Here is a 20,149-nt window from a genome sequence, read left to right as displayed (position 1 = left end):
AATCAGCGCGGGAAACACGGATTATAATGCCCCGAGTAAAAGCGAATTATTATTGTTTAACTTCAGGAGTCAGTCATGGTACTCGCGCAGTTGTCACCGGGACAGAGTGCTCGCATCAAGCACATGAACCATCTTGAACGTACATTGCGGCGCAAACTGATGGTGATGGGCCTGCTGCCACAGACCGAAGTTCTCTTCCTGCGCGCGGCCCCGCTGGGTGACCCACTCCAGATCCAGTGCCAGGGGATCTGTCTCTCCATGCAAAAAAGCCTTGCCCTGCAAATCGAGGTTGAACTGGTATGAACTACTCCCTCGTGACCGTCGGCAATCCCAATAGCGGCAAGACCTCACTGTTCAACGCCCTGACCGGTGCCCGCCAGCAGGTGGGCAACTGGAGTGGCGTGACCGTCGACAAGAAGATGGGCGAGTTTTCTGCCCAGGGACATGACTACAAGCTGATGGACCTGCCTGGCATCTATAGCCTGGCCAATCAGGAAGGGAGCCTGGACGAGCAGATCGCCAGCCGCTTCGTGCAGGGTCAGCAGCCGGACCTGCTGCTCAACGTCATCGATGCCGCCAACCTGGAACGTTCCCTCTACCTCACGCTGCAACTGCGCGAGCTGGGGCTGCCCATGGTAGTGGTGCTCAACAAGATGGATATCCTGCAAAAGCGACGGGTGACCATAGATGAAGCCCTGCTCGCCAAGGCGCTCGGTTGCCCTGTGGTGCCCCTGTCGGCCCACAATCGCCAGCAGGTCGCCGCCTTCAAGCACCAGATCCAGCAGTTTATCGGCAAGCCCCAGCCGGCGCTGATACTCGATTACGGCAGCACTCTTGAGAAAGACTTGGCGGAGCTGGAGACACTGCTCGCCCCCCATCACCTCACCGCCCGTGGCCGCGCCTTGCGCCTGCTGGAAGAGGATGAGGCGATGCAGGAAACCCTGCAGGCGGGGCAACAGGCCGCCGCTACCAATGTGGTTGCCCGTGCGCACCATGCTCAGGACATAGATCTGCAACTGGCGGATATCCGCTATGGCCACATTCATCAGTGGACCAGCCAGGCGTGCCAGCAAAAGGGCAAACTCACCGTTGCCCAGAGTGAATGGCTGGATCGGGTACTGCTCAATCGCTGGGTCGGCATCCCCTTCTTCCTGCTGATGATGTACCTGATGTTCCTGTTTGCCATCAATGTGGGCAGCGCCTTCATCGACTTCTTCGACATCATGGGCGGCGCCCTGTTTGTGGACGGGGTACATCACCTGCTGGGGCTGGTCAATGCCCCCGAGTGGGTTGGCGCCATACTGGCGGGCGGCTTCGGGGTCGGTTTGCAGACGGTCGCTACCTTTATCCCCGTGATCGGCTGTCTCTACCTGTTCCTGGCTGTGCTGGAGAGCTCAGGCTATCTGGCGCGGGCGGCCTTCGTGGTGGATGCCCTGATGCGCCGCCTCGGCTTGCCGGGCAAGGCGTTCGTGCCCATGCTGATGGGCTTTGGCTGTACGGTTCCCTCCGTGATGGCGACTCGCACCCTCAATTCGGAGCGCGAGCGGCTGATGACCTCGGCCATGGCGCCCTTCATGTCGTGTGGTGCCCGCCTGCCGGTCTATGCCCTGTTCGCGGTGGCCTTCTTCCCCGAATCCGGTCAGAACCTGGTGTTCGGTCTCTATCTCGTCGGCATTCTGGTGGCCGTGCTCACCGGCCTCTTGCTGCGCAGCACTCTGCTGCCGGGCAAGAGTGATTCCATGCTGATGGAGATGCCCGATTACGAGTGGCCGCGCCCCATCAACGTGGGGATCAAGACCTGGCAGAAACTCAAATCCTTCGTGTTCGGTGCCGGTAAAACCATAGTGCTGGTGGTTGCCGTGCTGAGCGTACTCAACTCGCTGGGGACTGATGGCAGCTTTGGCCACCAGGATCAGGAGAGCTCGGTGCTGAGCAAGGTCAGTCAGGCGGTCACCCCTGTGCTGCACCCCATAGGTGTGCGCGATGACAACTGGCAGGCCACGGTCGGCATAGTGACCGGCATCTTCGCCAAAGAGGCGGTGGTCGGTACCCTCAACAGCCTCTATGCCGGCGGTTCCGGTGATGGGGAGGAGAGTGAATACTCCCTCGTTGCCAGCTTCCACGAGGCCATCGCCGCCGTTGCCGCCAATCTGGCGGAGATCAACCCGAGCGATCCCATGGGGATCTCCGTCGGTGAGCTCGATGACAGACAAGCCGCCGCCGAAGCTCAGGAAGTGGACGTGTCCACCTACGGCAACATGCAGACTCACTTCGACGGCGCGGCCGGTGCCTTTGCCTACCTGTTGTTTGTGCTGCTCTACATGCCTTGCGCCGCCGCCATGGGCGCGCTGGTGCGGGAAACCGGTCGCCAGTGGGCGCTGCTGACCGCCGCCTGGTGCAACTACACCGCCTTCCTGTGTGCCACCGTCTTCTATCAGGCGGCCACCTTTGCCGCTCACCCCGAGCAGAGCCTGTTCTGGATTGGCAGCTATGGTTTCTCCCTGCTGCTGCTCTGGTGGCTGGGCCGCCGTCACGGTGACATAGTCGCCCGCAAGGTGGTGGCCTTATGATACTGCGAGAGCTGGGGGATTATCTCGCCGTGCAGCGCAAGGTGAGTCGGCGGGATCTGGCGCGTCACTTCCATACCTCGGAAGATGCGGTGGAGGCCATGCTCGGCGTCTGGATGCGCAAGGGCCGAGTGGCCAAGCGGGAGACTCAGGTGTGCGGTGGCAGCTGCTGCGGCAAGAGCCAGGAGGTGATGTTCGAGTGGTGTGAACCCGGCCAGATTGGTTTGGTACAAAAGCGCTAGCGCGCTTGTCGGGTCCCTCATCCAATCATGCAATAAACAAGACCCGCTATCGGCGGGTCTTGTTGTTTCTGCGGCTGGCCGCCTATGCTGTGTTCTCAAAATTAGGCTCGGGCGTTAACGCCCGGGCCAGCGCTGGCCCACGTCGGCGTGGTGATACCAGGCCATCAGGGCCTGCTGGCCCTCGATGTCATCCACGGCCGGTGACCAGGGGGCAAAGTCTTCCTCCCGGAAAGGGGCGTAGGGGCCGTGCTTCACCTCGAAGATGACGGCGCGAGGATCGAGGGAGAGCACCGCATGCCAGGTGGCGACCGGGGTTTCCAGTACCGAGGTCTCTTCCCCCAGTACGGCGCGAGCAACTACAGTGCCTTCATCGTCAAAGTTGAGCACCACGAAGCGCCCGCACAGGGCGGTGAGCAGCTCCCAGGTTTGCTGGTGGCGATGGGGGCGAATGTAGGTATCCGGCTCCATGGCGATGGCGAGGCGCTGGATGGGGTCGGCCAGTTGGTCGTGCAGATTGTGATTCATGCGCTGGCGCGGAGAGTGGGCGGCCTCGGTGGCGAGACTGGCAAGGCGTGCGACGTCCAGTTTTTTCATGTGCAGTTCCATCATAAGGCAAAGGCAGAAGTGTCGGCAGAGTAGCATGCCCGAGGGGCTGACAGGCAAGGGACGAGCCGTAAGGAAATGTAAACAAGGGAGCCGGTCGGGCTCCCTTGTTCAGTGGCTGCTGTGTACCAACTCGCTTACAGCTTGGCCAGCATCTCTTTGGTGACCAGCACTATGCCCTGCTCGGAGCGGTGGAAGCGGCGGGCATCTTCACAGGCGTTTTCCCCCACCACCAGCCCTTCTGGCAGTATGCAACCCTTGTCGACCACTACACGGCGCAGGCGACAACCGGCTCCTATCTCGACCCCGGGGAAGATCACCGCCTGATCCAGGGTGCAGAAGGAGTGCACGCGCACATTGGTGAACAGCACCGAACTCACGATGAAGGAGCCGCTGACGATGGTGCCACCGGAGAACATGGAGTTGATGGTCATGCCGTGCTGGCCGTTTCTGTCCTGCACGAACTTGGCGGGTGGGGTCATGGTCTGGCTGGTCCAGATGGGCCACTCCTGATCATAGATATCGAGCTCGGGAGTGACGGAGGCGAGATCCATGTTCGCTTCCCAGAACGAATCCACAGTCCCCACATCACGCCAGTAGGGGCGTTTTTGCGGGCAGCAGCCGACGCAGGACATGCTGAACGGATGGGCGTAGGCGGATCCCTCCTTGACCACCCGCGGGATCACGTCCATGCCGAAATCGTGGTGGGAATCCTGGTTGGCCAGATCCTCTTCCAGCAACTGGTAGAGATACTCGGCTTCGAAGATGTAGACCCCCATGGAGGCCAGCGCCATGTCGGCCTTGCCTGGCATGGCGGGCGGATTGGCCGGCTTCTCGACGAAGGCGTTGATCTTGCGATCCTCATCCACCGCCATCACCCCAAAGGCGCTGGCCTCTATGCGCGGCACCTCGATGCAGGCCACTGTGACCTTGGCCCCCATGTTGACGTGATCGAGCAGCATGGCGGCGTAATCCATCTTGTAGATGTGATCCCCCGCCAGCACCACCACGTATTTGGGGGCGTGATCGCGAATGATATCCAGATTCTGATACACGGCATCGGCAGTGCCGCGATACCAGTTGACCTCGTCCACCCTTTGTTGGGCAGGCAGCAGGTCGATGAATTCGTTCATCTGGTAGCGCAGGAATGACCAGCCCGATTGCAGATGGCGCAGCAGGCTGTGGGATTTGTATTGGGTGACCACGCCGACCCGGCGGATCCCCGAGTTGATGCAATTGGAGAGTACGAAGTCGATGATGCGGAATTTACCGCCAAAATGAACTGCCGGTTTCGCCCTGTTGTCCGTCAACTGCTTGAGGCGACTGCCCCGCCCTCCTGCGAGAACCAAGGCCATGGTCTCGTTCAGCAATTGTCTGGATTTTGCTGTATTGGCAGGTTGTAACAACATTGAATACCCCTTTGTTGATAGAATCTCTTGATACTGCCTCCTTTGAGGCCTGTATGAAAGGGCTTTCAACGACATTTTTTGCAAGCAGGGGGCTCACATTGATTTTTTTGTCATTTATGTGAGCAAACGCCATGGCCGGGGACGGGTGTTAACCAAATAGCAACATGGCGAGAAGAGGCGGGGGCTAGGACAATGATGGGTGGCTGGCGTTTTTTTGAACCGTCATCTGCCATGGCGGATGACGGTTCAAGGGGAATGGGGCAGGGGGCGGACTAGAAGGGATCGTTACTTTCGTCCTTGGTGGGCTCCAGACTCCAGCCGGTGGCATCCGCACTGTTGGCGATCTGGCCCTTCTCTTTCCACAGCTTGATCTTGAGGCGCAGGTTGTTGGCCGAGTCGGCGTTTTTCACCGCCTCTTCCTCCTCTATCACCCCTTCCACCACCAGATCGAACAGGGCGCTGTCGAAGGTGACCATGCCGAGCGCTCTGGATTTCTCCATCACCTCTTTCAGGCTGCCAAACTCACCGCGTTTGATCATGTCGCGGATGGTGTGGGTGCCCAGCATGATCTCCACCGCCGCCCGGCGGCCACCGTCTGTGGTTTTCACCAGTCGCTGGGAGACAAAGGCCTTGAGGTTGTTGCCAAGATCGTTGAGCAGTTGCGGCCGGCGCTCCTCCGGGAAGAAGTTGATGATGCGATCCAGCGCCTGGTTGGCGTTGTTGGCGTGCAGGGTGGAGATGGCCAGATGCCCGGTCTCGGAGAAGGCAAGGGCATGCTCCATGGTCTCGCGATCGCGAATTTCACCGATGAGGATCACGTCCGGTGCCTGGCGCAGGGTGTTCTTGAGCGCGGCGTGGAAGCTGCGGGTATCTACCCCCACCTCCCGCTGGTTGATGATGCTCTTGCGGTGACGATGGACGAATTCCACCGGATCCTCGATGGTGATGATGTGGCCGCCGCTGTTGCGGTTGCGATGGTCGATGAGGGCTGCGAGCGAGGTGGATTTGCCCGAGCCTGTTCCGCCCACAAACAGCACCAGGCCCCGTTTCTCCATTATGGTGTCGAGCAGCACGGGGGGCAGTTTGAGATCTTCAAAGCGGGGGATCTCTGTCTTGATGTTGCGGGCCACCAGGGAGACTTCATTGCGCTGCTTGAAGATGTTGATCCGAAAACGGCCTATCTGGGGCAGGGAGATGGCGAGGTTCATTTCCAGCTCCCGCTCGAACTGCTGCTTCTGCTCGCCATCCATGATGTCGGCGGCGATCTTGGCTACTTCACCCGGTTCGAGCGACGTCTCGGACAGGGGGCGCAGCCCACCGTTGAACTTGGCACAGGGAGGGGCGCCGGTCGACAGATAGAGGTCTGAGCCGTCCTGCTTGGCCAGGATCTGTAGCATGTCTCGCAATTCCATGGTTTTGCCTCGTCTATCAAGGAGATGCCGTTACTTGGGATGTTATTGAGTGTACAGCCTCAGGCGCCGGTGAGTTTCTCGCGAAACACAAAAAACACCGCGCCCATGATGCAAAGGCCGGCCCAGAGGTAATCCCACTTCAGATCCTCTTTCAGATAGAAGACCGAGAAGGGGACAAACACGGTAAGGGTGATCACCTCTTGCAGTATCTTGAGCTGGCCAACGCTCATCACTGTATGGCCGATACGGTTGGCGGGCACTTGCAACAGGTATTCGAACAGGGCTATGCCCCAGCTCACCAGGGCGGCGATGATCCAGGGTTTGTGGTTCATGCTCTTGAGGTGGGCATACCAGGCGAACGTCATGAAGACGTTGCTGCACAAGAGCAGACCGATACTGGCGAAAATCGGGTTCATTGGGTTCTCCTTGAAAGTCCGGCGCATTTTATCCCTGAACCTCGGGTTTCCATAAGTGGCACGGCAGGGTATTTTTAACCCATCAAGGGTGGATGATACAGGGATCAGTGGATGGGGAAGAGAGGCTGGGGAGTGTTTGGTCTGCTGCTGGCCTGTCAGGCACAGGGTGCACCAACCCTGACGGTAGCCACCGATGTCTGGCCACCGTTTCGAGTCTTGCAACCGGATGGTCAGTTTCGCGGGTTGGACATGGATATTCTGCAGCGGCTGCAGAGCCGTAGCGGCATACAGTTCGAGGTGAAGCGGGTCCCCTGGGGACGGGCCCTCAAGCAGATGCAGACCGGTCAGGTTGACCTCATGATAGGGGTGGCGATGACGCCGGACAGGGCACAGTTCATCGATTATCTGCAACCCGCCTACTACCAGTGCGGTTCTGCCTTTTATGGCAAACCGGCAGTGGTGTCATCCCTTAACACCTATGCCGACCTGCAGGGGCGCAAGGTCGGTCATGTGCTCAACTCCGCCTACTTCGAGCCGTTTGATTCGGACACCCGGCTCGACAAGCACGGCGTACCCACCGAGGATCAACTGCTGCGCATGGTGCAGCGGGGCCATCTATCGCTGATGATAGGCACGGATTGCCAGGTGGATTATGCCCTGAGCCAGCACAATGAGGCCGGGCTCATCAAGGCCGCCTATCTGCCACCCAAGCCGGTCATGCTCTATCTGGGCATGAGCAAGCGCTCCCCTCACCACGCACTGCGGCAGCCGCTGGCGCTCGCGTTGCAGGAGATGGTGGCGAGCGGCGAGATAGGTGCCCTTGCTAAACCTTACCAGCCTTGACCTCGGGTGGTAACGCACTGTTATCATGCGCTTTTCATCCTTGTGCGCCGGGCTGGTCAATACAGCATCGGCGCCGGGCCTTGTACACGTTCGGGGAGCTTCTGTGTATCTCTCTTTGCTCGCCCGCCAGCAACGCTGGCAGCGGGGCTGGTTGTTTTGCCTGACGCTGCTGACCCTGCTGCTCTTTTTCTTCTCCCTTATCTGGGGCGAATTCCTGCTGCTGCCCTGGCAGCCCATGGGCGATCTTGAACAACGCATCCTGCTGGAATTGCGGTTGCCCCGTGCCTTGCTGGCCCTGCTGGCGGGGGCGGCGCTCGCCTGCGGCGGCGCCGTGCTGCAGGTGATGCTGCATAACCCGGTGGCCGAACCCGGCCTGCTCGGCGTGTCGAGCGGTGCTGGCCTCGCCGCCATGGTGGCGATGGCCGTGGCCAAGTCCCTCGGTATCTATCTGCCGGGCTGGGGCTTGTCGCTGGCAGCGTTTGGTGGCGCCCTTGCGGTGACCATGCTGCTCATTCGGCTGGCGCGTCGGGCCAGGCTCGGCCATACCCGTCTGCTGCTGTTCGGGGTCGCCATCGGCATCCTCACCAATGCGGCCATGACCTGGCTGATGTACTTTGCCGATGACGGCTCTCTGCGCGAATACATGTTCTGGATGATGGGCAGTCTCTCCTATGGCAGCCAGCAACTGGCCTGGTGGTGGCTGGTGCTGCCGCTGACCCTCGGCTGGCTTTGCTGGCAGGGCAGGGCCTTGCAGCAACTGCTGCTGGGGGAGACCCAGGCCCGTCTGATGGGGCTGGACGTGGACAGGATGCGGGTGCGACTGGTGCTGGCGGTCTGTCTGCTCACCGGCATTGCCGTGTCGCTATGCGGTGTCATCGGCTTTGTCGGGCTGGTGGTGCCCCATCTGCTACGTCTGTGTGGCGGCAGCGATCAACGCTTCCTGTTGCCCGCCTCGGCGCTGGGGGGCGGCGCCCTGCTGCTGGGGGCCGATCTGGTTGCACGCTCTGCATTAAGCGCCGGTGAGCTGCCCATCGGTGTCATCACCGCCTCGGTCGGCGCCCCGCTCTTCATCTATCTGCTGCTGAGGCAAGATGCCAATGCTACCGCATAAATACCGGCCCGAATGCCGACATGCTCAAGCTGTCTACCTGCTGTTGAGGCAAGATGCCGATGCTGCCCGCTGATCCCTCTTCGCTTGAGTCAGCCTCCCTGATCGAGGCGCGAGCCCTTGCCATCCCGGAGCGACTGGCTGCGCTGGATCTCGATTGGCAGGGCGGTCAGCTGGTGGCCCTGCTCGGCCCCAACGGCAGCGGCAAATCCACCCTGCTTGGCGCCCTGGCCGGTATTTTGCCTGCCGCGGGCACAGTGCGGCTTGGCGGGGTGGCGATCCACGATCTGAGCTGGCCGGAGCTGGCCCAGCGCCGCGCCATGCTGCCCCAGCGCCAGCCCCAGCTGTTTCATATTCCTGTGTTTCAGGTGCTGGCCATAGGGCTGGATGAGCGGGTGCAGGCCAGGCAACCGGGCGATGTGAAGCAGGCCCAGAGCGATGCCGTCGACGCCCTGTGCGATGCACTGGAGCTGAGCTCACTATTGGCGCGGGACTTCAGTCGTCTCTCCGGCGGGGAGCAACAGCGGGTGCTGATTGCCCGTACCCTGCTGCAGGTGTGGCCCGGCCTCAATCCGGCGGGGCGAGTCTTGCTGCTGGACGAACCGCTGGCGGGGCTGGATCTGCACCATCAGCTGGCGCTGTTGCGGCTGCTGAAATCGTTGGCACGGCAGGGGCTGCTGGTGGTGCTCGCCATCCACGACATCAATCTGGCCATCGACTGGGCGGATCGGATCCTCTGTCTGCAGCAGGGGCGCGTGGTGAGCGAGGGGGGCGTCGATGTCATCGACGAAGCCTTGCTGGAGCGGGTGTTCCAGATCAAGACCGACCGCATTGAGGCGGCCGGTCGGGTCTGGTTTATGCCCAGCTTGTAAGCGGGGTATAGAGGAAAAAGTGCGCGTGTAGGGTCGATTAGCGAAGCGTAATCGACCGACTGCAAGAGGAAGGTGCCGGTATCAACAATACCGGCCCCTTTGGTTTTATTCGCAGTTCAAGCCTGTTTGCTCAGGCGTACCTGGGCGGCCTCGGCCAGCATGGCCAGCAGCGTCTCTGTGTCGCTCCACGACAGGCAGGCATCCGTGATGCTCTGGCCGAAGGTGGCAGCGCAGCCATTCTCCACATCCTGACGACCTTCCACCAGGAAGCTCTCGGCCATGATGCCGGCGATGCCGGTACGGCCGCGGCGCAGCTGATCGCAGATGTCCTGGGCCACCAGCAGCTGACGGCGGTGATCCTTCATGCTGTTGCCGTGGCTGAAATCCACCACCAGGCGCTCCGGCAGGCCCACGTCGGCCAGGGCTTCGCACGCCTCGTCGATGCTGGCGGTATCGTAGTTGGGTCTGTGGCCGCCACGAAGGATCACGTGGCCATAGGGGTTGCCGGCGGTGCGGTAGATGGTCATCTTGCCGTCCTTGTCCGGGGAATAGAAGATGTGGCTGTGGCGGGCGGCGCGCACCGCATCGATGGCGATGCGGGTGTTGCCGTCGGTGCCGTTCTTGAAGCCGACCGGACAGGATAGGGCTGAGGCCATCTCGCGGTGTACCTGGGATTCGGTGGTACGTGCGCCTATGGCACCCCAGGTGATGAGATCGCTGATGTACTGGCCGGTCACCATATCGAGAAACTCGGTGGCGGTGGGCATGCCGATCTCGTTGATGTTGACCAGCAGCTTGCGGGCCAGTTTCAGCCCTTCGTTGACATCGAAACTGCCATCGAGGCGCGGATCATTGATCAGCCCCTTCCAGCCGACGATAGTGCGCGGCTTCTCGAAGTAGGTGCGCATTACGATGCAGAGGCTCTCTTTGTACTGCTCGCGCAGGGCATTGAGGCGACGGGCATACTCGTGGGCGGCAGCCGGATCATGGATGGAGCAGGGGCCGACGATGACCAGCAGGCGCTGATCCTCACCGGCCAGAATGGCTTCCACTTCGCGGCGGGCATCCAGCAGGTTCTGGGCAACGGTGTCGTTTAACGGGAAGGCGTGCGCGAGCTCGCTTGGAGTGATCAGGGACTCCAGGCGACGGGTGCGCAATTCATCGGTGTGAATGGACATACGACTCAATTCTCGAGTGGGTGGCGTGGGCTGTAGCGTTGACCGCGTGCCGAAATTGCAAGGGGATAAAATAAAGCAAAATGCCCCTGATGGAAACCTCGAGGGGCTCTGATAGGATGTGAACCCCAAAACGACGCCAAATGAGGTAGATAGCGTGGCAAAGCCAGGAGCAACCGGGGTTACCCGCATCATCAACGCAACCGGTTACAGCATGAAGGGGCTCAAGTCAGCCTGGGTCAACGAGGCGGCCTTTAGGCAGGAGCTGATGTTGATCCTGCTGCTGATGCCGTTGGCCTTCTGGCTCGGGGATTCCCTCAACCAGATCCTGCTGCTGGTGGCCATCAGCTGGCTGGTGGTGATCGTCGAGGTGCTCAACTCTGCCATCGAGGCAGTTGTAGACAGGGTGGGCTCGGAGCATCACGAGCTGTCGGGCCGCGCCAAGGATCTTGGCTCCGCCGCCGTCTTTATCGCCCTGGCGCTCAATGCCCTGGTATGGGGCGCTCTGGTAGGGCGCAACCTGCTCGGCTGGTGGTAGCATTTTCGGTACCAAGAAAAGCCCGGCGGGGCATAACCCAGCTGGGCTGGTGGTAGGTTGCGACAGCAACCTTTCTCGTGGCTAAGAGACAGGGGCGTCCGAATACGCTGTGCCAATCGAACCGATGCTCTTAGGTGACTGAACCACAGTACCCGGCCATAAAGAAACCCGCCATTCGGCGGGTTTCTTGTTTATTGCATTTTGTCAGTTGGGTTAGTCGCTTGGCGGCATAGCCCGACGGCTCAATGCAGGATCCGCGCACGTATGGTGCCGTTGATCTCCTTGAGCTTGGCGAGTGCCTTCTCGCTGTGCTCTGTCTCCACGTCGATCACCACATAACCGATATGGCTGCTGGTTTGCAGGTACTGACCGGCGATGTTGATCCCCTCTTCGGCGAAGATCTGGTTGATCTTGTTCATGACGCCCGGCTGGTTGCGGTGAATATGCAGCAGGCGGCTGGAGCCCTTGTGCCCCGGCAGCGAGACTTCCGGGAAGTTGACGGCGGAGAGGGTGGAGCCGTTGTCAGAATACTTGACCAGCTTGTTGGCCACTTCCAGACCAATGTTCTCCTGGGCTTCCTGAGTGGTGCCACCGATATGGGGAGTGAGGATCACGTTGTCCAACCCGCGCAGCGGGCTCAGGAACTCTTCGTCGTTGGACTTGGGCTCAACCGGGAAGACGTCGATGGCGGCACCGGAGACATGACCGCTCTTGATGACGTCGGCCAGGGCATCGATATCCACTACTGTACCGCGGGCGGCGTTGATGAAGATGGCGCCCGGTTTCATCATGCGCAGCTGCTCGGCGCCGATCATGTTCTTGGTGGAGGCGGTCTCCGGCACGTGCAGGCTGATGACATCGGACATGTTGAGCAGTTCGACCATGCTCGGCACCTGGATGGCGTTGCCCAGGGAGAGCTTGTTCTCGATGTCGTAGTAGTAGACCTTCATGCCGATGCTCTCGGCTATGATGCCAAGCTGGGTACCGATATGGCCGTAGCCTATGATGCCGAGCTTCTTGCCACGGGCTTCCACCGAGCGATTGGCCAGTTTTTCCCATACGCCGCGATGGCACTTGGCGTTTTTCTCCGGGATGCCGCGCAGCAGCAGCAGTATCTCGCCCAGCACCAGCTCTGCAACGGAACGGGTATTGGAAAAGGGGGCGTTGAAGACGGGGATGCCACGCAAGTGGGCGGCGTCGAGGTCAACCTGGTTGGTGCCGATGCAGAAGCAGCCGATGGCGACCAGCTTGCTTGCGGCATCCAGCACCTTTTCGGTGAGCTGGGTGCGCGAGCGCAGGCCCACAAAATGCACATCACGAATGCGCTTGATCAGATCCTCTTCCGACAGGGAGGTCTTGAGGTACTCCACGCTGGTATAACCTGCTGCACGAAAGGTCTCTACCGTGTTGGGATGCACTCCCTCCAGCAGCAGTACCTTGATCTTATCCTTGTCCAGCGAAAACTTGGCAGTCATGACGATCCCTCTATGTATGCAAAGAATGAGTGCAGATATGGTCTGTGAAGAAAACCGTAAAGTAGCAAAAACGATTGTGAGAGGGAATATTTGTGACGAAAGTCAAATTCTTTGAAGTTTTCAACGATAGTTGTAAATCACAGTTTGCAACTCATTGAGTGATAAATGAAAACGGCGCCATCAGGCGCCGTCATCGATTTGCAGAGCAATGATGTTGCCGAGGCGGCCTTATTGGGTGATTACCCCGTCAGGTGTGCCGATCAGTACCACGTCCGCGCCACGGTGGGCAAACAGGCCGTTGGTGACCACGCCCACTATGCCATTGAGCTGTACTTCCAGCGCCTTGGCATCCTTGATGGCCATGCCCTTGACGTCCAGTATGATGTTGCCGTTGTCGGTGACCACACCTTTGCGCCACTCGGGGTTGCCACCCAATTTGCGGATCTCGCGGGCCACGTATTCACGGGCCATGGGGATCACCTCTACCGGCAGCGGGAACTGGCCCAGCACGTCCACGGTTTTGGTGTTGTCGATGATGCAGATGAACTTGTCAGCCACGGCTGCCACTATCTTCTCGCGGGTCAGGGCCGCGCCACCACCCTTGATCATGTCGCGGGTGGCATTGATCTCGTCGGCGCCATCCACGTAGACGGAGAGGGCATCGATATCGTTGAGGTCATAGACATTGATACCCAAGGCTTTGAGGCGCTCGGTGGAGGCGATTGAGCTGGATACTGCCCCTTCAATCTGGTCCTTCATGGTCGCCAGCGCATCGATAAAGTGGTTGACGGTAGAGCCTGTGCCTACCCCGACTATGGTACCGGGCACCACGTATTTGAGCGCAGCCCAACCAGCCGCCTTCTTCATTTCATCTTGAGTCATGATCGATCCTCTGGGAAAAAGCGGGCGCATTATATCCAAGCATCCCCCCCAGAGCGACTACAGAGGTCACGTTCCGGTCCAAAAATCCCCAAGATGTAAATCGTTTGCCTGTTTATTGAGCCTTCTGGATGGCATCTGGCGTGGCGGGCACGAAAAGGGGGCGGTACTGAGAGGGGGGATGGCAAAAAAACAGAGACGGCAGCACAGCCAACGGGGGCTGTCACAGGCAGTCGGCACAGGCCGACTGCCTGTGCGGTCATGCAAATTGCCAGCAGCGGCTCGGGGTGATGATCTGCGGTAGCGGCACGTCCCATTGCTCCTGTGGCACGGCATCCACCTGTTGGCAGTCATGGGCGAGACCCAGCGGCTTGGGGCCCAGCTTGTGTTCGTGCCAGCAGGCGAGGGTGCGATCGTAATAGCCGCCCCCCATACCGAGCCGGTTGCCCTCGGCATCGAATGCCACCAGCGGGGTACAGATAAGGTCCAGGGTGCTATGAGGCACCACCTGGGACATATCCAGCTCAGGCTCGGCGATGCCGTAGCGATTGCGGGTCATGGGGCTGGTGGCTGTGTAGCGCAAGAAGAGCAGGTGACCCGGAGTGAAGGGGTGCAGCACCGGCAGGTAGACCTCTTTTTGCTGGGCCCAGAGCCAGTGGATGGCGGGCAGGGGGTTGAGTTCGCCATCGTTGGCCAGGTAGAGGGCGATGCGTCTGGCGGCCAGGATCTCGCTGTGCTGCTTGAACTGGGCAACCAGCTGCTGGGCTGCCTCCTGTTGCTCGGCCTGGCTCAGGCTTTTTCTGCGCAGACGAATGAGCTGGCGCAGGGTTTGCCGCTCATGGGCTTGCTCGGGTTGGGTATCCGGCATGGGGGCTCCTGTATTGTGCACCTGGGTGAGCAGGGAGTTGGCCGCAAAGGCCTGGTTACCTTAACAAGGCCGGCGAGGGATGAACAGGGTGACAAGCCCGGCGGGGATGGGCTGCCAGGCCGGGGGCAATGCCCGGTCCGGCTGCCGTCCCGGTTATTTGTCCGATGTCTTGCCCATCTGATGCTTGATGAAGACAGCCACTATCGCCGCCAGTGCCAGGGCCATGGGATAGAAGCTCATACTCACCACCGCCAGCGGCGACAGTGCGAAGATGGAGCCCAGCAGCAGCGCCTGTGCGCCCCAGGGGATGAGTCCTTGTACCACGCAGGAGAAGATATCCAGCATGGAGGCGGCGCGGCGCGGGGTGACGCCGTGATGCTCCGCCAGCTCCCGCGCTACCTTGCTGGCCACTATGATGGCCACTGTGTTGTTGGCGGTGCAGAGGTTGGTCAAGCCCACCACGCCGGCGATGCCGAGTTCGGCCGCCTTCTCGTTCTGCTCGCCATCGTGCTGGCGGGTAAAGCGGGCAATCAGGGCGCTGATGCGGGCGCTGATCCAGGCCAGCCCGCCCTGGCGTTCCATCAGGGCGCCGAGACCGCCGATCAGCATGGAGAGCAAAAAGATCTCCTGCATGCCGGTAAAGCCCTGATAGATGTCCTTGCTGAACTGGCCCAGCGGGTAACCGCTGATCATGCCAGCCGCGCCCGCGGCCACAATGCCAATCCCCAGCACCATGAAGACGTTCATGCCGGATAGCGCCAGTACCAGGATCAACAGATAAGGCATCACCTTGAACAGGTCCGCGCTGGCGGTGGTGGCAGGAGCTTCTCCCACTGAACCCAGGGTCAGATAGAGCAGGATCACTGCGATGGCGGCAGGGGCCGCAATCTTGATGTTCTCGCGAAACTTGTCCTTCATTTCGCAGCCCTGGCTGCGGGTCGCCGCTATGGTGGTGTCCGAGATGATGGAGAGGTTATCGCCGAACATGGCGCCGGAGAGAATGGTGCCCGCCATCAGCACGGGGTCGATACCGGCTGCCTGGGCGACGCCGAGCGCTACCGGCGCCACGGCGCCGATAGTGCCCATGGAGGTGCCCATGGCGGTGGCAATAAACGCAGAGATGAGGAACAGGCCCGGCAGCAGGAACCAGCCCGGGATCAGCGACAGACCGAGCGCCACGGTGGCATCGACCCCACCGGTGGCCTTGGCCACGGTGGCGAAGGCGCCAGCCAGCAGATAGATGATGCACATTGCCATTATGCTGCTGTCACCCACCCCCTTGAAGAAGGTTTCAAGGTTCTTGTTGAACCCCTCTTTTCCCAGCGTCAGTGCCAGCATGACGGCAGGCAGTGCAGCCACGGGGGCTGGCAGTTGATAGAAGGCGAATTCCACCCCTTGCAGGGTGAGCCAGGTGCCGGTACCGATAAAGAGAGCAAGAAAGACCAGAAGAGGCAGCAGGGCTCTGGCGCTGGGTTGGGTCTGGATCATGTATTCCTCTGTGGTTGAACATGACCTCCCTGTCGTCACCAGCCCGGGTTGATGGGATGAGCGTGGCGGGCATCCTGCCGCTGTGGGGCGCCTACAGTAGTGAGTCGGGGGCATTCGGTCAAGATAGACGTCCAGACGGATAGGGCTTTTTATCGGTCAATTCTGACGCCATTGAAATATCAAAAGTATGTTCGGAAAAATTAATCAATACTGTCAATTGTTCGGCGTCGTCTTGAGACATGCAGGGCGCTTTTCACAGACATGTCATTTGGCTGACGGGCTGATGGTACTGAATATCCAGGTTATCTGCGTCTGGGGTAGGCCGCCGACGCCGCCTTGCGCGTGCTGGGCATGGCACCTGCGTCTGCAGGCAATGAGGCGGCCTTGATACTCGGTGAGGGCGGCGCTGTTACTGGGTCATTTTCTCCACGGCCTGAACGGCGGCAGCCAGGGCGTGGCTATCGAGAATCAGGGGAATATGGCTGATACCCGGCACTAGGGTGACGGGCCATTGAATGCCGATCGCTCTTAACTCGGGTGCCAGTTGGTCGGTTTTAAACGTTTCGTCATCGGTGCCCGCGATCACGGCGCAGGGGCGCTGTACATTGCGCAAATTCTGCCGGTAGTCGCGCCCTGGCTGGAAATTCGAAGCGAGGTTGAAGGAGTAGGAGGGGGTCAGGAGTGCTTTCGCTTCGTCATTGAGCGCAAAGTTCAGCACGGTCAGATGGTTGAGTGCTGAAATATGGAAACCGTTGAGGATGCTCAGGGCAATGAGGCGAGGAAGGCCGACACGCACCCAGCCGCCGCTGTTTGGTCGGTAGTTGGCGGCAGTGGGGCCCAGATACGGAGAGAGGAGCAGGTAGTTGTCAAACAGGACTTGCCGTGAGCCACCGGCGACGCGCAGCACAAAGCCACCCCCTGACGAGAAGCCTGCGAGGGTGGCGGGTTTGCTCGGAGCCACTGCTGCGGCGAAATCTTCCAGATCGTCTTCCAGTTGCCCTATGTAGGCTATCGTGCCTCTCTGGCCCGACTCGCCATGGCCGCGGATATCGAGGGTGTAGGCACCATAACCGGCTTGCGAGAAGGCGCTCGCCAGTATGTGCATGCTCTGGCTGCTGGCCGAGGAGCCATGAACCAGCACAACGCTACCCCTGACATCCTTGCCTGCGGGGGCATAGTGTCGGTAACCCAACTGCGCGCCGTCACGGGCCGGGTATCTTGAGAGCGGCGGCAGGCCGCTCCAGTCAAGGGTTTTGAAGGGGTTGCTGATACTGGCCATCTCCGGCGCCGGGCCTGGCCCGCCAAACAGCAGCGCCGCCACAAGGGTGACAAGGCCGAGGGACAGCAGGCCCAGTACGCACAGCAATTCCGTATTCATATGTTTACTTCCTAGTTGCGGGTGTCAATTGCGGCTTTTTATCGGCGTAAACCTATCATGCGGCGCCGTCTCTGCCAAACCCCAGACCGCCAGTCTGCGGGGTTGGAATGGCAAGGGGTGGATCAGCCATTTTGAGCGGTTCACCGTCGCGCCCGAACCGAAGAGGGTGTCTCACGGCTTTTCAAAGCCGGCGCAGGCTGGTAAAACGGTCTCTTTCCATAAAACAGATGAGAGGGTGGAGATGGACAATCCGATCCGTGTGGCCGTGATGGGCTGTAATGGTCGTATGGGCAAGGTGCTGCTGGAAGCCATCACCAACGCCGAGGGCGTGGTGGTCGGGGCGGCGCTGGAGCGACCTGGCTCTGCCGTGATCGGGCTGGATGCCGGTGAGCTCAACGGTCTGGGCAAGCTGGGTGTGATGATCAGCGACAGCCTGGACAAGGTTCGGGATGAGTTTGATCTCATCATCGACTTCACCCGTCCCGAGGTGACCCTGGCCAACCTGGCCTTTGCCCTGGCCCACAACAAGCAGATAGTGATCGGCACCACAGGTTTTGATGACGCAGGCAAGGCGGCGCTGAAAGAGGCGGGCAAGCAGATCGGCATCGTCTTCGCCTCCAACTACTCGGTCGGCGTCAACCTGGTGTTCAAGCTGCTGGAGCAGGCCGCCAAGGTGATGGGGGATTACACCGACATCGAGATCATCGAAGGACATCACAGACACAAGGTGGATGCACCGTCCGGCACAGCGCTTTCCATGGGGGAAGTGGTGGCCAAGACCCTGGGCCGCGATCTCAAGGAGTGCGCCGTCTATGGCCGTGAAGGGATCACCGGCGAGCGGGATCGCAACACCATCGGCTTTGCCACCATTCGTGCCGGCGATCTGGTGGGGGAACACACCGTCATGTTTGCCGACATTGGCGAGCGGGTGGAGATCAGTCACAAGGCCTCCAGCCGCCTCACCTTCGCCAATGGCGCTGTGCGCGCGGGCAAGTGGCTTGGCCAGCAGGGTGCCGGTCTTTACGACATGCAGGATGTGCTCAGTCTGAAATAAGCTGCCTGACGTTCTGGGTGTCATCGCTCCCCCTGCGAGGGGCACCCACTGCCTTGCCAAACCCCGGTTCGCCGGGGTTTTTCGTATTTTCTTGTATAAATGGTGATTACGCCGCGTTTTTTCACCCAAACCATCCAAACTACCTCTTTCTAGAACGGTGGCCTGGCCCCCTTCTGTCAAATGTCATCAAAGCGTAACGAGATTGGGCCTCTACACTCCCTGCGGTCGCATTTTTTCACATGTCACAAAAAAGACTAAAAATTCAAAACAAGAAAAACGTTTTCTATTTTTGCAAGTCACTTATCTGTCATTAAATGACTCCTTTCATGTCTGGTTAGTTTTTTTTATAAATCACACTTGCTTGTTTTTAAAGGGTTAAATGTTGGTTTTTGTGCTTTGAGTGGCACAAGGTGCCACTTTTGTCGCGGGTTCTGGCTTTTCTTTCGCTGGAGGGGGTTGCAAAGCGATTGAGTGCATAGATAATGGGTAATGTTGCTTGTTTATTGAATTTAGATGCATTTAAAACGAGAAAAGACGTTGAAATGCGATCATTTTTAAGTAGAATGCGCCCAATTTGCCAGAAATCTGCCGGGTTTGAGCCCTGTTTCAAACAGCGTCCGGACCCGCAACACCCAGGTAAATTGCTGAATTTAAAGCTAAATAACTGGAGGTTGTCTTGAATCACACTGCATTGCTAGTGCTGGAAGATGGAACTGTGTTCAAAGGCGTGTCGATAGGCGCCGAGGGATGTTCCGTTGGTGAAGTGGTTTTCAATACGTCGATGACGGGCTATCAGGAAATCCTTACCGATCCCTCTTATTCCCGTCAGATAGTCACCCTCACTTACCCCCATATAGGCAACACCGGCACCAACAGCGAAGATGAAGAGTCCAGTCAAATCCATGCACAGGGATTGATCATCCGGGACCTTCCGATACTTGCCTCCAATTTCCGCAATCAGCAATCCCTCTCCGATTACCTCAAGTCTCACAACATCGTTGGCATCGCCGACATCGACACCCGCAAACTGACTCGCATTCTGCGCGAGAAAGGCGCCCAGGCTGGCTGTATCCTGACGGGCAAGCAAGTTGATGAGGCATATGCCCTCGAACAGGCCCGCGCCTTCCCCGGTTTGAAGGGGATGGACTTGGCCAAAGAGGTCACGGTTGGCGAGGCATACAACTGGACCGAAGGTAGCTGGCAGCTTGGCAAGGGGCATGTCACCCCGGCGGCCGATGAACTCAAATACCACGTGGTAGCCTACGACTTTGGCGTCAAGCGCAACATTTTGCGGATGCTGGTGGACCGTGGTTGCCGCCTGACAGTGGTGCCGGCCAAGACACCGGCCGCCGAAGTGCTGGCGATGAATCCCGATGGCATCTTCCTCTCAAACGGCCCCGGTGACCCCGAGCCGTGTGACTATGCCATCGACGCCATCAAGGCTTTTCTCAACACCAACACGCCGGTATTTGGCATCTGCCTGGGTCACCAGCTGCTCGGTCTTGCCTCCGGCGCCAAGACCATCAAGATGAAGTTCGGCCATCACGGCGCCAACCATCCGGTGAAGAGCCTGGATGACAACACCGTCATGATCACCGCCCAGAACCACGGCTTTGCAGTGGACGAGAGCTCACTGCCGGATTGCCTGCGCCCCACCCACGTCTCTTTGTTCGACGGGTCCTTGCAAGGCATCCACCGCACCGACCGTCCGGCCTTCAGCTTCCAGGGTCACCCCGAAGCGAGCCCGGGCCCGCACGACTGTGCCGGTCTGTTCGACCACTTTATTGAATTGATCAAGCAGTATCGCGCTTAAGAGGAAAAG

Annotated in this window: 19 protein-coding genes; 9 read left to right on the top strand and 10 right to left on the bottom strand. The window is 59.7% G+C overall.

From position 1 onward, the window contains the following. The first annotated feature begins 75 nt into the window (after positions 1 to 75). The 3 genes from GWQ29_RS00220 to GWQ29_RS00210 are packed head-to-tail and all read left to right on the top strand — an operon-like array spanning position 76 to position 2,809. The gene (locus tag GWQ29_RS00220; RefSeq protein WP_005314583.1) at positions 76 to 303 is read left to right on the top strand and encodes a FeoA family protein; all 228 of its coding nucleotides are present in this window, start codon (positions 76 to 78) and stop codon (positions 301 to 303) included. After that, positions 300 to 2,570 (top strand): Fe(2+) transporter permease subunit FeoB, encoded by a 2,271-nt coding sequence (gene feoB / locus GWQ29_RS00215; protein ID WP_275918506.1) that lies wholly within the window; start codon positions 300 to 302, stop codon positions 2,568 to 2,570. Before GWQ29_RS00220 ends, feoB begins: the two co-directional genes overlap by 4 nt. Beyond that, positions 2,567 to 2,809 carry a FeoC-like transcriptional regulator gene (locus GWQ29_RS00210; protein ID WP_021140137.1) on the top strand — a complete coding sequence of 81 codons (243 nt, stop codon included), beginning with the start codon at positions 2,567 to 2,569 and terminating at the stop codon, positions 2,807 to 2,809. The genes feoB and GWQ29_RS00210 overlap by 4 nt, the downstream gene beginning before the upstream one ends. A 114-nt stretch (positions 2,810 to 2,923) precedes the next feature. Here GWQ29_RS00210 and GWQ29_RS00205 read toward each other — a convergent pair whose 3' ends face one another. From GWQ29_RS00205 to GWQ29_RS00190, 4 genes are all read right to left on the bottom strand, one after another. Then, complete coding sequence (locus GWQ29_RS00205; protein ID WP_275918505.1) at positions 2,924 to 3,403, bottom strand: WbuC family cupin fold metalloprotein; 480 nt, start codon at positions 3,401 to 3,403, stop codon at positions 2,924 to 2,926. A 146-nt stretch (positions 3,404 to 3,549) separates the two neighbouring features. Continuing rightward, entirely contained in the window at positions 3,550 to 4,821 is a 1,272-nt protein-coding gene (gene glgC, locus GWQ29_RS00200) for a glucose-1-phosphate adenylyltransferase (protein WP_125601806.1), read from the bottom strand. 272 nt (positions 4,822 to 5,093) lie between these two features. Next, positions 5,094 to 6,233: a type IVa pilus ATPase TapW gene (tapW, locus tag GWQ29_RS00195; RefSeq protein ID WP_011898593.1), complete on the bottom strand. Its 1,140-nt coding sequence runs from the start codon at positions 6,231 to 6,233 to the stop codon at positions 5,094 to 5,096. A gap of 59 nt (positions 6,234 to 6,292) precedes the next feature. After that, on the bottom strand, positions 6,293 to 6,649 hold the full coding sequence (locus tag GWQ29_RS00190; protein WP_005314602.1) for a DMT family protein: 357 nt from the start codon (positions 6,647 to 6,649) through the stop codon (positions 6,293 to 6,295). A 111-nt stretch (positions 6,650 to 6,760) separates the two neighbouring features. Between GWQ29_RS00190 and GWQ29_RS00185 the strand changes: the two genes are divergently transcribed. From GWQ29_RS00185 to GWQ29_RS00175, 3 genes are all read left to right on the top strand, one after another. Next, on the top strand, positions 6,761 to 7,492 hold the full coding sequence (locus GWQ29_RS00185; protein WP_265462241.1) for a transporter substrate-binding domain-containing protein: 732 nt from the start codon (positions 6,761 to 6,763) through the stop codon (positions 7,490 to 7,492). A 103-nt stretch (positions 7,493 to 7,595) separates the two neighbouring features. Then, the gene (btuC, locus tag GWQ29_RS00180; RefSeq protein WP_265433876.1) at positions 7,596 to 8,603 is read left to right on the top strand and encodes a vitamin B12 ABC transporter permease BtuC; all 1,008 of its coding nucleotides are present in this window, start codon (positions 7,596 to 7,598) and stop codon (positions 8,601 to 8,603) included. A gap of 59 nt (positions 8,604 to 8,662) precedes the next feature. After that, complete coding sequence (locus tag GWQ29_RS00175; protein ID WP_275918747.1) at positions 8,663 to 9,472, top strand: ABC transporter ATP-binding protein; 810 nt, start codon at positions 8,663 to 8,665, stop codon at positions 9,470 to 9,472. A gap of 116 nt (positions 9,473 to 9,588) precedes the next feature. Here GWQ29_RS00175 and GWQ29_RS00170 read toward each other — a convergent pair whose 3' ends face one another. Further along, a complete protein-coding gene (locus tag GWQ29_RS00170) occupies positions 9,589 to 10,650 on the bottom strand; it encodes a 3-deoxy-7-phosphoheptulonate synthase (protein ID WP_275918504.1) in 1,062 nt (353 codons plus the stop codon). 154 nt (positions 10,651 to 10,804) lie between these two features. On the opposite strand from GWQ29_RS00170, the gene GWQ29_RS00165 reads away from it, so the two are divergent. Then, positions 10,805 to 11,185: a diacylglycerol kinase gene (locus GWQ29_RS00165; protein ID WP_005314618.1), complete on the top strand. Its 381-nt coding sequence runs from the start codon at positions 10,805 to 10,807 to the stop codon at positions 11,183 to 11,185. 242 nt (positions 11,186 to 11,427) lie between these two features. Here the strand turns inward: GWQ29_RS00165 and serA are convergent, their stop codons facing one another. From serA to GWQ29_RS00140, 5 genes are all read right to left on the bottom strand, one after another. Continuing rightward, positions 11,428 to 12,660: a phosphoglycerate dehydrogenase gene (serA, locus tag GWQ29_RS00160; protein WP_275918503.1), complete on the bottom strand. Its 1,233-nt coding sequence runs from the start codon at positions 12,658 to 12,660 to the stop codon at positions 11,428 to 11,430. 228 nt (positions 12,661 to 12,888) lie between these two features. After that, positions 12,889 to 13,542, bottom strand: coding sequence for a ribose-5-phosphate isomerase RpiA (gene rpiA / locus GWQ29_RS00155; RefSeq protein WP_111587643.1), 654 nt, complete (start codon positions 13,540 to 13,542; stop codon positions 12,889 to 12,891). 256 nt (positions 13,543 to 13,798) lie between these two features. Next, on the bottom strand, positions 13,799 to 14,407 hold the full coding sequence (locus GWQ29_RS00150) for a 5-formyltetrahydrofolate cyclo-ligase (RefSeq protein ID WP_005314624.1): 609 nt from the start codon (positions 14,405 to 14,407) through the stop codon (positions 13,799 to 13,801). Between the two features lie 153 nt (positions 14,408 to 14,560). Then, positions 14,561 to 15,895, bottom strand: a complete 1,335-nt coding sequence (locus tag GWQ29_RS00145; protein WP_275918502.1) for a Na+/H+ antiporter NhaC family protein — start codon at positions 15,893 to 15,895, stop codon at positions 14,561 to 14,563. A gap of 409 nt (positions 15,896 to 16,304) precedes the next feature. Next, positions 16,305 to 17,273 carry an alpha/beta hydrolase gene (locus GWQ29_RS00140; RefSeq protein ID WP_265462238.1) on the bottom strand — a complete coding sequence of 323 codons (969 nt, stop codon included), beginning with the start codon at positions 17,271 to 17,273 and terminating at the stop codon, positions 16,305 to 16,307. Between the two features lie 241 nt (positions 17,274 to 17,514). Here GWQ29_RS00140 and dapB point away from each other — a divergent pair, with 241 nt between their 5' ends. Together dapB and carA are read left to right on the top strand one after the other, a co-directional pair. Beyond that, a complete protein-coding gene (dapB, locus tag GWQ29_RS00135) occupies positions 17,515 to 18,327 on the top strand; it encodes a 4-hydroxy-tetrahydrodipicolinate reductase (RefSeq protein ID WP_275918501.1) in 813 nt (270 codons plus the stop codon). Positions 18,328 to 19,003: 676 nt separating this feature from the next. After that, entirely contained in the window at positions 19,004 to 20,140 is a 1,137-nt protein-coding gene (carA, locus tag GWQ29_RS00130) for a glutamine-hydrolyzing carbamoyl-phosphate synthase small subunit (protein WP_169045859.1), read from the top strand. The last annotated feature ends 9 nt before the right edge of the window (positions 20,141 to 20,149 follow it).

This window comes from Aeromonas sp. 2HA2, assembly GCF_029237345.1.
Classification (GTDB): Bacteria; Pseudomonadota; Gammaproteobacteria; order Enterobacterales; family Aeromonadaceae; genus Aeromonas; species Aeromonas salmonicida.
The sequence above is the reverse complement of the archived record's forward strand: the minus strand, read 5'-3'. Positions and strand labels throughout refer to the sequence as shown.